Source organism: Paenibacillus sp. J31R30 (assembly GCF_059692115.1).
In genome coordinates, this window is record NZ_JCAUAV010000005.1 from 322201 (window position 1) to 335529 (window position 13329).

Annotated in this window: 9 protein-coding genes and 1 pseudogene; all 10 read right to left on the reverse strand. The window is 44.6% G+C overall.

The annotated features are described in order from the left end of the window. Positions 1 to 150: 150 nt before the first annotated feature. The 10 genes and pseudogenes from AC58QO_RS20145 to AC58QO_RS20190 all read right to left on the reverse strand — a co-directional run bounded on the left by AC58QO_RS20145 (position 151) and on the right by AC58QO_RS20190 (position 12824). Positions 151 to 1992, reverse strand: a complete 1842-nt coding sequence (locus AC58QO_RS20145; RefSeq protein ID WP_497268634.1) for a diguanylate cyclase domain-containing protein — start codon at positions 1990 to 1992, stop codon at positions 151 to 153. A 161-nt stretch (positions 1993 to 2153) separates the two neighbouring features. Continuing rightward, positions 2154 to 2612, reverse strand: coding sequence for a methyl-accepting chemotaxis protein (locus tag AC58QO_RS20150; protein WP_497268636.1), 459 nt, complete (start codon positions 2610 to 2612; stop codon positions 2154 to 2156). A 189-nt stretch (positions 2613 to 2801) separates the two neighbouring features. Further along, entirely contained in the window at positions 2802 to 3050 is a 249-nt protein-coding gene (locus tag AC58QO_RS20155; protein ID WP_497268638.1) for a hypothetical protein, read from the reverse strand. 27 nt (positions 3051 to 3077) lie between these two features. Further along, positions 3078 to 3536: a hypothetical protein gene (locus AC58QO_RS20160; RefSeq protein WP_497268640.1), complete on the reverse strand. Its 459-nt coding sequence runs from the start codon at positions 3534 to 3536 to the stop codon at positions 3078 to 3080. A gap of 53 nt (positions 3537 to 3589) precedes the next feature. Next, positions 3590 to 3952 carry a hypothetical protein gene (locus AC58QO_RS20165; protein ID WP_497268642.1) on the reverse strand — a complete coding sequence of 121 codons (363 nt, stop codon included), beginning with the start codon at positions 3950 to 3952 and terminating at the stop codon, positions 3590 to 3592. Further along, positions 3949 to 5145: an Alp7A family actin-like protein gene (locus AC58QO_RS20170; protein WP_497268644.1), complete on the reverse strand. Its 1197-nt coding sequence runs from the start codon at positions 5143 to 5145 to the stop codon at positions 3949 to 3951. Before AC58QO_RS20170 ends, AC58QO_RS20165 begins: the two co-directional genes overlap by 4 nt. Positions 5146 to 5458: 313 nt before the next feature. After that, positions 5459 to 8878 carry a glycoside hydrolase family 2 TIM barrel-domain containing protein gene (locus tag AC58QO_RS20175; RefSeq protein ID WP_497268646.1) on the reverse strand — a complete coding sequence of 1140 codons (3420 nt, stop codon included), beginning with the start codon at positions 8876 to 8878 and terminating at the stop codon, positions 5459 to 5461. Positions 8879 to 9062: 184 nt separating this feature from the next. Next, positions 9063 to 11444 carry a flagellin gene (locus AC58QO_RS20180; protein ID WP_497268730.1) on the reverse strand — a complete coding sequence of 794 codons (2382 nt, stop codon included), beginning with the start codon at positions 11442 to 11444 and terminating at the stop codon, positions 9063 to 9065. 608 nt (positions 11445 to 12052) lie between these two features. Continuing rightward, positions 12053 to 12467: pseudogene (locus AC58QO_RS20185) on the reverse strand (flagellin N-terminal helical domain-containing protein); the annotation flags it as partial. Positions 12468 to 12641: 174 nt separating this feature from the next. Continuing rightward, on the reverse strand, positions 12642 to 12824 hold the full coding sequence (locus AC58QO_RS20190) for a carbon storage regulator (protein ID WP_497268648.1): 183 nt from the start codon (positions 12822 to 12824) through the stop codon (positions 12642 to 12644). Between the last annotated feature and the right edge of the window lie 505 nt (positions 12825 to 13329).

Genomic DNA, 13329 nt, shown 5'->3' on the forward strand with positions numbered 1-13329 from the left:
GTAGCTACTTTTCAATCACGATTCTACCTATTTCTATTGCTTTCATTGTAGCACCTTCGGCGAGAGGCCGTATATATAGGGATAGTAATAAAGTCCTATTCCTTTTAAAAAAGCCACCCTCATCAGGGCAGCTCGGTGTGGCATATTTTCCTAATGGTTACCTAACTCATCTTCAGAAGCTGGCGTGAAAAAGCAGCAATTGTTCTTGCCTCTCATCTTGGCTTCATACATCGCTTGATCCGCGCGCTGCAGCAAGGTTTTCCCTTCAGATCCGTCATTTGGATAGATGGCAACGCCAATACTCGCCGTAACATGGATCTTCATACCGTCTACTTCACGCAGATCCTGGATAGCTTGTATAATGCTCTGAGCGATTTCTTCCAGCTGCTCCCGACCTTCAATGATCTCCAGCAAAACGATAAATTCATCGCCTGCCCATCTAGCGCAAACGCCGCGATTCCCTACGCACAACTGTAGAATATGGGCGACTTCTTGCAGCAGACGATCCCCCATCTCATGCCCTAACGTATCATTGACCTTCTTAAATCCATCCAAATCCATAAAGAATACGGAAAATGTTGCAATACTGTCTTTCGCGCGCTCTAATGCTTCCATGAGACGCTCCCCCAGATATCTCCGATTAGGGAGTCCGGTTAGTTCATCATAATAAACCATACGTACCTCGTCCGTGCGATTATGGAAGCCGAATAGATGGCCATGGAGCATCCCATCCGCTTCATCGGCAAGTGGACTAACATAGCACTCATAATATCTTGTCTTTTCTCCACTCGTAACCATTGAAATTCGCTCACGAAACGGCTGCATTCGCCCTTTGAAATAGTTCTCGATAATGCTAGCCAATGTTCCATGCGCTGCCTTCATGCTTACACAGTAATCCGCCAGCTTCTGGCCGTTCAATAGAGGTCTTTCAAACAACTGCTCGAAGCGCCGATTTGCAAAAACGACATGCCCCTGAACATCGCACATCACAATCGCTTCATGGCTGGATTCGAGCATACGTTCGATGATCTCGTTCTGTTTGGCAATCTTCCGTTCCGCCAGTTGACTTTCACCGAATAAAACCTTATATCTACTTTCGCTTTCGGTCACTTTGCGATACAGTTCCGTCATGCTTACATACATTTTAGTAAATTCATAAATCATTCCCAGCAATACCGCATTCGCACATACGAACGTGTTCCATTTGGCCACATACCAGCCGACGCTGAACCTGCCCCCGCCGCAAAGGACAATGGCTACGTCAAGTAATGACGCCAACAGCGCGACACAAAGCCAGGCCGCGGTCACCGTACTGCCCCTCGTCATTCTATAGAAAAGCACCAGAGCAATCGTACTGAACAACACGATCGGCAATCCAATTCCATATGTGAACAATGGCTTGAGACTTCCGTTAAAGAAAACAACCGGCATCCGATCATGGAAATACGTTGAAAGCACGGTAAACCCGCTAATGAGAAGAATGACGGCTAACACGGTCAGCACCGATACATTCCGGGCCATCCGTGGGCTTAACTGCACATCTTTGCATTTATATTCAAGCAGCATATATACGAAAATAGCTAACGGGAATCCCGCATGCCAGAATAGATAGATCCAAGGTGCTGTCTGAGTGCCTGCGTGAAACAAACCTGACGGGGCAAATATGCCAGGGAAAGTCAGTAGATACATCAAACTCATGCCGCCGGAGAAAAGATACCCCGCAGTAAGCACGATCATGGAAGGTGCTCGGCTGACCCGGAATTGACTGTACAAAACGTAAGCTGTAATTAATTCAAAGCAAATAACCGTCGAAAAGATCGCTGGTTGATACGCTTGCAATTCCGACAGCTTCACTCTGGCATAAGGGATGGAAAGCATCGAAATAAAGCAAACAATTGCACCAATGATGAAGACAAATCTTCGTTGTGAACGATTCGATGGCATGTTTAATAAGTTATGAACTGCAATTTTAGAAGCTTGCGCTGGGTTCATTTAGGCCTCCAAATAGAATCGTTTTTTACATGATTCGACAAAAGATTCCGAACTCCTCTTGTGCCCAGACGGAGATGCAACACAGCTCTCCCCCAGCCCATTTTGATGTGAAAAGAGCCCCGTATGGATGCCCTTCTACGCCTGCACGCTAGTCAATTTCGTTAAACGATAAACTTTTCATTCATCTCTTGAAGTTCAATTGCCATCTTAGCCAAGGTCTCTGATGACGCCGCTATTTCCTCCATGGATGCAAGCTGCTCCTGTGCCGCCGCTGACACATTCTGAGTTGCCGACGCGCTATTCTCCACGACTTGATAGATGACATCCATCGCCATGATGGTCTGTTCTGCTCCGCTCGAAATTTGCTGTGAAGACACGGACACTTCCTGAATTTGTGCTTGGTTGGACATGCTTTGCGCTAGATAATCAACATCCTTCTGGATGGGTTTGATATACGCGTCGATAAGCTTGTCTAATGATTTCACATTTTCAGCAGTCGCGTGCATAATCTGTTCTTTGACCTTATCTTTAGAGGTCTGGTAAGCAAACCAGCCTACAGTCAAACACGGGATGATGAGAATCATGGTGAAGGATAGAATAAGCTTACTCCGTAACGACATTTTAAGATCTCCCTTACTCGTATAATATAGTTTTCTGGTTCTACAGGGACTATTTTACAGGGTAAATGTTAGCAGAGTTATCCAATGACTGTTTGTAAAGTATTAAGGATCTCCCTCTACTTCCATAAGAAATAAAACAGACCATCCTAGGCGTAGGATGGTCTTACGGTCTTACTTTTTAAACTCCCGTTATTCGTGCTGTCCCTGATCGTTCAAATCCTCTGTCGAGGAAACGTCGCAAGCCTGATTGGCTGCCGCTGCGAACTCCGCCTCATTGCTCGACCCCAGCGTGTCGCCATACTGGTCAAGCCTGCCCGGCTTCCCTGCTGGACCGTCATTATCCGGCTTATTATTTCTACCGCTCACATGATCACCTCTTAACGTTAATGGTTGGGTTGCCAAACGCGTTGCCTTGGCATACGCCTTAATGTGTCTCATTTGGCCCCAAACTATCCTCACTCGGGATCAGTTCGCGATTTGTCGCCATTCTGGATATTCATCCAGATAGCCGTGCTGGCTTAACTCTCGTATCGAATTGCGAATGCTGAGCTCATCCTCGCCCGATTGGCTGGATAATTCCAGCAAGTCATGTAAGTGAACATGCGGGTTCTCCTTGCAAAAGATGAGCAATCCCTTTGCCGCCCAGGAGAGACGGTCATCTTGGAAATCACCGACCATCCGCTGGAACAGCTTATGCGGCAGAATTCTCAGATCTACGAGATCTTGCAAGGCCTTTATCGCCTGCTTGTCTGTCATACGACCAAGCTTGGCAATCTCAGATAGCTGAGGGAAATTCGACTCAGAGCCGAAGCTTTTCAAAATAATATAGACCATTTGAGAACATAAATCTAAACCTGGTTGACGAAAAATATCATCCGAAAGTGTAAAAGTACGCTTACCCTCTTGTGCTTGTTCGTTAGACATTTCGATGTCCCCCTTTTCATGAATGATCGGAGTTCACCCCACCCAGTTATATCCTACAATAGCTTGCCAGCATTCCGGCTGGCTTGCCGAAATATGTCTTCCAGACTGAAGTTCTTCTGGCTGTTAACAACCGAGGCATCCCTAGATGCCTGGTCTTCCCTAGGTGCTGTGAAGAAAATATCATCATCTGCAAATGATTCGCTAACGTGATTTAGAGCCTCTTCGCCAACCAACGCCGCTAGCGGTTGTTCATGAAGAATATGCTTTGTCAAAATATCCATAATACCATGACTAAACATGCCCTCAGCTTTCAATTGGTTCATATAGGCAATGACCTCTGGCGGTGTTTCTGTCGGAATGTAAAGCGTCACATCCTTACCCGGACTCACCAAAACAGTCGATCTCCGTTTCTTCAATCCGCTCCGCTCCCAGCCTCAGTTTCCTTCTGGGTTTCAATGCCAGCCGCTGCTTCATTATTCGTATGTTTCAAGGCATGCTCCAGCAAAAAGAAAGTACCGCGAGCATTGCGGAATTGACTGTACTCTGACTTATCAAATCGGATCGGTAAGCCTAGTTCGGCATTCAATTTCTCGATCCAAGGTTGCAGTACGATCGCCCCGCCACCGATAAACCAAAACTCATTGGCGTAACGAACATGCTTCCATGAGTTACGGGCGTATTTCAACACCTTTTCGGCTAGGATGCGCATGTGACGGTTTACGAGGTTTGTCATGTCAAAAGCAACTTTACCCTCGGCGTAGATTTCATACTCCTTGTTGACGAGCATGAGTGTCAGTTCCGCTGTGCTGGAGATTAACTCCTCGCCTTGCGCATTGATCTCGTTTCGTATGCTCTCCAATGCGTCGTTTAAGTAGATTTTGGCACCTGTGGAATGCCGTTGATCCAGATCCAGCCCTGGTCGGAAAAACGCGATATCCATATCGACACCGCCAACATCCGCTATCCCGAAGCCTTTATGTGACAATTGCGACTTGGAAGTAGCTTCCATGTCATAAACACCTGATACATCATCAATGCTAATATCCGATGGCAACGTAAACTCCATCTCCACCGTTACACCTTTAAGCCCCGGTGTCGTAACAAACGTGATGGTATGTACACCGCCTGTTATTTTATGTGCAAATTCTTCGCTAAACTTCGTGATCTCTCTGATGGGCAGTCCCGTTCCTAAGTGTACAGTGGCCTTAATGCGATTCTTGCCGCGTTTAATTGCTGCCTCATGCTTCATCGCAATGGCGTATGCCGCAGCCGTGAGGAGGGTTACCATCGTTTCCGGCCGCTGGGCCTTCTTCTGAACGGCTTTATCTCCTACAATCTCATGAACGATCCCTTCATCCCCGATTGCCAAATTTCCAACGTAGACATGACGGTATTGCTCCGTATCAATCGCCGGCGATGTGATCTGCACATCTAAGAAGTCTAAGGGATCCCCCTGTTCCATCAACAGGAAGCGCTCCCCAAACGGTTGTGCGACAACATTAGGGAAAATAAAACTGTTGTTCAAATCATCGTAGATGCCTTTAATATGACTGCTGCCGTTATCGATGGATAAGTGAATGGTTGTGGTAAGAATATCCTGTTTGGCCATGTCTATTTCCTCTCCCAACCTTATTGAGATAGTATAATAGATTCGGATTGCTGGGGAGTTTTGGGAGGGTTATTAGGAATTTTTAACAAATTTGATTTGGGGGAGGAAGTAAAGTTTAAGGTTTGAATGTTAAAGTTTAGAGTTTAAACTTTAGCGGTTGAAATTTGAAGTTTAAACTTTAAAGTTGATATGTGTTGGGTAGCTTTAATATGCGGCAACGATACGAAAGAAAGACCACCAAGCTAGACTCGCAAGGTGGTTGAAAATTAGTTCCAATTTATAATAATTGCTGACAACACAGTCATACACCCTCCTACCGCTCAAACCGGAACCATCCAAAGTCAAAATGGCTTCCTGGCAGAAAGATAAAGGTCACTTTTTGTATGCCGGTCACTTTTTCCAATGCAAATACTTGCTCTACGTACCCCTCAGACTGTACAAAATCAATCAGTTGAACACTTTCACCCTCATCAGTAGCGAATCGAATATGAATGGTGTTCTTATCAATAGGTGACCTGCCATATACGACAAGCTTCGCAGGACCCTCACTCGTAAAATCCATATGTTCAAACTCGAGGGAAACATTATTTCCGATACCTTCCACACTATTCTCGGTGATTGTGAACGTATCCCCATAAATGCGGTCGCACTCCGTAGCGATATTTTGCTCGAAGGCCCTATTCTTCTTTTCAAAAGAAAACCCCTTAATGTGCACCTTCTGGCGGAGGACGAAGCAAATCGAAGTAATACCGCGAAGTCTTTTGGATAAGCGATAGGTCTCTTCTTGATACACGTTCCACTTGGATTCTTTTTGATATATGACATCCGCTACTAACGCACTGCCCTCTTCATCAGGCATTCCTTCCCAAATCTGCACAGCATACGGGTCACTTGATAAAGCAAAAATGGAAGCCGTAATCGTATCCGAGCCATACGCACCAAAGTCTATCTCATGAAAACCTACTTGGGTTTCGCCATCTCTACTTGTAGCTACGCCTCTTTCGTTTCCGTTGCCAACTTCACCTTTACTATAATCATAGAGTCCTGCAGATATAAATGCATAAGGATCTTTGTAGGCTGTGCCGAGTCCAACTGCCTTGAATTCCAGCTGGGAAATAAGCTTTGTCTTGTCCGTGCCGTTCTTACTCATGCAGCGAAGTCGGAACTCGCCATCACCTAAAGCCGTAATCTTTGCTTCATGCGCAGACGCTTCTACTTTCGCAATGTTGGAAGCAATCCCTGCATCATTCACAACTTGCCACTCCACTTCTTGATAAGAAGTATCTGTAGGATATAGCTCAGCCCGTACAACCATTTCTTGTCGTGTTGGATCAAACATTTGGCCAAGATCACTTATGATGTCCATCTTCCGAAGCGGTATTTCCTCTTTATTTCCCATGACATAAGGCAACTCTATGTTCCTCGTATGAGCAGAAGTCCCCTCTGTAACCCCATCCCTTACTGGAAGAGACTCCAATTCAGCTATCTGGTTTTCAAAACCCAGGGAAGACACTTCGATCCCAATCTTTCCGGGTTCTAACGTTGCCGCTATGATGGCCATGAGCTTGCCACTGAATAATCTTCTACTTAACCCTTTGTACGGGTCAGTGTCGGCACTGTCGCCATTGTCCAGTCCAATTAGACGTCCCGCTCCTGTCACATCAACACGCACGCGATTATTCGCATTCGCTACAGGATGGCCCGCTTCATCTTCCATGGATATTTCTACAAAGATTAAGTCCGTACCGTTCGCAATCATTGTCTCCTTATCCGCTTGCAAAACAATCTTCTTCGCATCACCAAAGGATTTGATAACATCGGTCGCAATCACATGGCCTGTTTCATCGTAGGCTATCGCTTTTAATTCACCTTTTGCATAAGGAAGCTTCCACCAGCCCACAAGTTGAGTGCCATTCGCATGGTCAATAACGTGAGTACCAATGGTAGTACCATTGAATTGCAGCTCGATTGTCGGCGCATTCGAACACACACGAACATCAATCAGTTGACCTTCATTGAAATCCCAATAGGGGAAAATATGCACCATTGGCTTCCTCTTGTAATCTGTCCATGCTGCTTGATAGATGTAGTAAGAATCCTTTTTAAAAGTAGCTGTATCGATCTGCCCAAAATAAGAATTCTTCGTATGATAAGGCGTTGGTTCTCCGATATAGTCAAAGCCCGTCCATATGAATTGACCGAGAGAGAAGGGTGCGTTTCTTTCAGCTAAAATACATGCTTCTGCCGACTTGGCTCCCCAGCTCGTTGAACTGTTCCCTAGTGCCGAACATTGCTCGTCATCATCAGCAAGAATCGATCTTTCAAAAGGGAAATGATAGATCCCCCTACTTTGTACAACAGAGGCTGTCTCACTGCCATAGATGATCCAATCTGGATGTTCCTCATGGTGCTTGTGATAATATTTCTCTGCGTAATTATATCCGGCAACCTTTACGATATCCGCGCATTTCTGAGCGTTCTCCCAAGGCATATAATTCGAGCCAATGGTCGCGCGTCCATTTTGCATAGGGTCATATTTCAATACTTCATCCATGAGCATTTTCGTTATTTCTTGCCCTCTCGCGTCTGCATGCGTATCATAAATCTCATTGCCAATGCTCCACATCAGCAAGCTCGGACGATTCCGATCTCGCATAACCCAGCTTTTCACATCGCTAGGAGCCCATTCTTTAAAAAATCTTGCGTAATCATAAGGCGTTTTGGATCTTTCCCACATATCAAAAGCTTCCGAGACGACCAGCAGTCCCATCTCATCTGCCAAATCCATCAATTCTACCGCAGGCATATTGTGAGCCGTTCGAATCGCGTTAACGCCCATTTCCTTCAAAATCACAAACCTTCTTCTCAGTGCCTCCTTATTAAACGCAGCTCCTAAGGCTCCGAGATCATGATGCTCACAAACCCCATTTAGTTTCATCTTCGTTCCATTTAAGTGAAAACCTTGCTGAGGATCAAGGGTGATGTCTCGAAACCCGATATGCTGAGTTATCGTTTCTAGGGTTTGATCTGCCTCAATTAGCTGCAATTGCGTAATAACCTGATACAAATGAGGAGTATCTGTGCTCCATAATAATGGCTCTTTCACCACTAGCCGTTGCTGCTGACGTAAGCCGGTGATGCCCCCTGCAACAACTTTCTCTGAGGCCGATATGATTATTTGATCCTTATATAAAAGCGTATGTGAGATTTGCACATCTTCATGGATGCTCATCTCTGTCTCAATCTCTACCTGCCAGCCATCCGCTTCCTGTTTCGTTGATATATAAATGCCATCCGTGACAATATGACTCCGATCTCTTGTTTTCAGCCACACATTCCGATAGATACCAGCCCCCGAGTACCATCTGCTATTCGGACTCTGGTGTACCACCTTCACTAGAACTTCATTCTCGCCATCCATCAGCGCATCTGTAATCTCGTGTTCAAAAGAAGAATAACCATTCTTCCATTCCCCTATAAATTGACCATTCACATAGAGGGATGAGTCCATATAAACGCCATCGAAGCACAATAGGATCGAATTGGCTTCTTTCGTACTGGTAAACCGCTTACGATACCAACCAATGCTATTTTCGTACAAATCTAAAGTATTATAGATCAGCCAATCATGGGGGATATCAACCGGCTCAAACTCCAAAGCAGCGCTTTCAGTAACTTCTAGGCCGCTTTTGGCAAATTCCCATCCATTATTAAACAGCGTTTTCTTATTCATTATGGGTGTGCTCTCTTTCTATGTACAATAGATTATGCGAAATGCCGTTTCTTTCTTCTAATTGTCTCTATTGAAGTATAGTCTCTATGAACACAAATGGAAATATGTTTCCTTTTTTGTTCACCCAATCTCAAAATAAAAAAAGGCTCTAGAAATTCTAGAGCCCCTTTTGATAAAGCTATGATTAGCCACGAAGTAATTGAAGAACGCCTTGAGGTTGTTGATTCGCTTGAGCAAGCATCGCTTGTGCAGCTTGTGCCAGGATACTAGCTTTAGATTGGTTCATCATTTCTTTCGCCATGTCTACGTCACGAATACGAGATTCTGCAGCCGTTAAGTTCTCGGAAGACGTATTCAAATTGTTAATTGTATGTTCCAAACGGTTTTGGTAAGCACCTAAGCTCGCACGTTGTGTAGACACTGCGTTAATCGCATCATCCAATACGCTAATAGCAGCGGTGGCTTTTTCAGTGGAGGATATATCCAACGCAAATTCTGTGTTAGTGTTGCTAGTGCCATCCGTTACTGTTGATACTGCTGTGTAGGATGCTGTTTTGCCATCACTAGCTGTTACAGTCCCCGTAGCAGAATCACTGATATTTAATGCTTGGCTACGCATATCAGATACACCTACAGCAATCGTTTGCTCAGCATTTGCGCCTACTTGGAAACGCAAACCTTTATCTGCAGTAGCAGCGCCCGCAGTGCTAGTTGCATTGGATACATCTAGCTTCAATGTTTTCGCCAAGTCGCCAGCTGAAATGCTTACACTTCCACCAGCTCCGTTAGTACCGGAAGTAATTTGGAATGCTCCGTCCGTAAAGTTTACAGATGCATTCTCAAGACCTGCAGTTGCACGAATTTGCGATTGAAGATCAGATGCTAGACCACCAGTTGTGTAATTTTGAGCCGCAAGTGTAATGTTAACAGCAGTTCCATCAATTGTGATTGTTCCTGTATTGTTAGCATTGCTTCCTTGCGTATTAGTCGTGGAAGTTAAGCCTAAAGCGTTAGCTGCAGAACCAGTAACTGAAGTAATGCTGCTTTCAGATCCCGATAAGCCGTTTGTTAATGTCAATTTGTTGCTTGCATCAAAGGAAGCAACAATATTTCCTGCTCCAAATGCCGTGTTCAACTTCCCGTTTAGATCAGCAAGGAAGTTAGTTTTGTCTGTAGCGTTAGTGAAATCATACGTTGCATCAGCCAATGTAATGCTTTTGCTAACACCATTTGCAGTAATATTCAGCGCATTGTTACTGCCTGACACGCCTGTTGTAAAGGAATCCGCAGGAGCTGCTTTCAAAAGGGCTGCCGCTCCACCACCATCAATAGATAATGTGTCGGACGTATTCTTAGCTGCGAAGACTACTTTATTGTTAGCATCAAAGCTTGCATTGATGTTGCCTGCTCCGAATGCTGTATCCAATTTGGATTGAATGTCAGCAAGGAAGTCAGTCGCTTTGTCATTTCCGCCAGCACTATAATCAGCTGTAGCAAGTGTTACTGTTTTTGATACACCATTGTACGTTAAATCCAGCTTGTTGGACTCTGTTCCTTGCGCACTGCCGCTCAAGCCTAGAGCTGTTGCTGCTGTACCACCGATGTTATCGATAGTGCTCGCAGTACCAGTTGTATTGTCGGTAAGTACCAATTTACCACTGCTGAATGATGCGGCAACATTTCCTGCGCCAAATGCAGTATCCAACTTAGCATTGATATCCGTTATGAAGCTAGCTTGCTGACCAGCATTAGTAAGGTCTGTATAGTTCCCTGACAATGTGATTGTTTTGTTCGTACCATTCACAGACAAGGACAGCGTGTTGTTAGCAACTGGTGTACTAGCAGTCAAAGTGTCAGCCGCGCTGTTTTTTACCACTTTATCAAGCAAACCGCCATTGTCAAGCGATAGCGTGTCACCAGCATTTTGTGTTGTGAATTTAATATTATTGCTTCCATCTAAGGAAGCAGTAACTTTACCTGCGCCATATGCTGTTGTCAGCTTAGCGTTTAGATCCGTTAGGAAATCCGCTGTCGTTGTACCAGCACCACTGTTATCGTAGTTCTTCACTCCCATTGTGATGGTCTTTTGTACGCCGCCATACGTTAATGTTAAGGAGTTATTTTCAGTACCTTGCGTAAGTGTCGCAGTATCCAACCCAAGCGATGCTGCTCCGTTACCCGTAATACTGGTAATCGTGCTTCCGGAACCTGTAGCACCGTCAGTCAACTTCAACTTACCTGATCCATCAAATGATCCAACAACGCTACCCGCCCCGAATTGAGCGTCCAGTTTTGTGTTAAGATCAGCCAAGAAAGCTGTTTTTCCTGCGCCTGCTGTTAAATCGTAACCAGCAGATGCCAACGTAATGTTTTTAGTCGTACCATTTACAGTCAATGATAACGTGTCATTTTGCACGTAATCCGTTGTTGCTGGTATACCACCAAGGTGCGATGTTAAATTACCGCCATCGATGCTGAAATCTTGGCTTGCTCCTGAATAACCAAACTCTATTTTCCCGCTTGTTGCATTGTAGCTTACAGTAACATCAGGATCGGCTACTTGCATCGCAGTTTGAAGATCAGCTACGAAATCATTAACGCCATCTCCAGCCAATGCTCCGTCATAGTTCTTGACAGTCAAAGTGACAGTGTGTGATGTCCCATTGGATGTAAATGTAAGTTCGTTATTCGCAGCGGTAACATTCGGACCTACAACTTCACCAGGTGCAGCACCGGCCACGGAATACGCAGTTGTTCCAACTGCCTCTTGATGTACAGAAGACGAGACTTTGAAATTAGAGTTCCCCGTTAGAACTGTAGAACCAACTGCTGTTGCACCTGTAGTCGCAAGGTTAGGTCCTACTGCAGTTGCATAGTCATTCGTACCTGTAACTGAAGGAGGAAATGCACCAACGTTTTGTGCAGTTAGCGTTGCGCCTGTAAGAACAGCCTTCGTCTCGCCAACGTTTGGACCGGAGTCAGCAACGCCTGGCGTAGTGAATGCTTTTGTACCAGTAACTGTTGGTCCGCCTACTGCAGAAATTTGTGTTGAAGTGCTAGTAAGAGCACTACCTTTCGCTGTAGCTTGCGTAGCAGCAGCTAGAATGTCGATGTTACCGGAAGAAAGATGTCCACCCTTAACATTTGCTGTAACAGCTGGTGTCACGTTAATTTTTCCGTTTAGCAATTTAAGATTATTGAACTCAGTTGTATTACCGATACGGTTGATTTCAGAAGTCAATTGGTTTACTTCTGACTGAATCGCATCACGGTCATTCGCTGTGTTCGTACCGTTAGCTGCTTGTACAGATAGCTCACGCATACGTTGAAGAATGTCGTGAGTTTCGCTAAGTGCACCCTCAGCTGTTTGAATCAAAGAGATTCCATCTTGCGCGTTACGGGAAGCTTGATCTAAACCGCGGATTTGACCGCGCATTTTTTCGGAAATTGCTAGACCTGCTGCGTCATCACCTGCACGGTTAATGCGAAGACCGGAAGACAATTTCTCGATAGATTTGCTTTGGTTTGCTGTGTTCGTGCTCAACTGACGGTGCGTGTTTGTTGCTGTAATGTTGTGATTAATTCTCATAATTAACTACCTCCATGTGGGTTTTTGAATACACATCCGTTTGCATTCATTAAAGCTTTGGGATACGTTCCCACAATTGCTCGTTGGATTGCGCGCTTATCCAACATGAATTGTAAGATCCGTAACCCCGCTCATCCCTGATCCACACCACTCGGCCTTGAATGGAAGGTAATCTTATTCGATATCTATATGTTTATTTTTCATTTCCTCTTCATACAGCTCTCCACGAACAATAGAAATATCCCGCGGTGCATCGATCGCTAGGCGCAAATGCCCCTCTTCACTTTTTATGACTTTCACCATAATCTTGCCGTCAATCAACACATACTCTCCAGGTCTTCTTCCCAAAACCAACATCCATCTCATCTCCCTATGAGTTAGTATGAAAAAAAAAGATGAGCAAACGACTCGATGTCCGTCTTCATCCTGAAGATTGACAATCGAGCTGTTTGCTCATCCGTAAGTCTCTATGCTATTGTTATTGCTTCAAATCTCTCTATCTAAAAAACACAAAAAGACGAGTAAATTCGCATAGGTATTTTTTCATGCAACCTGAAAAAATGCCATGCTTATTCACTCGTCCTTGAGTGGATATGATATCCTTTACCTCATATATCGGCGGAAATAGTTGAATTGTTAATACCTATTTTAAAATTTAATTCTATAATTTGACACCAAATTTCACCTAGAACTTTTTTTCACAGTTCTTGTCGAATAAAATCGAATATAACTTTCGTTATACTCCTCTGTAAAATCATCCTCCAACTTTCTTTATGGATGAATTCAACCCTCTCATTTCTACCGAAAACAAAGGACTTTCGCCTTCTTTTGCTGCCATATTTAAAATTTTTAATCCGCTGTA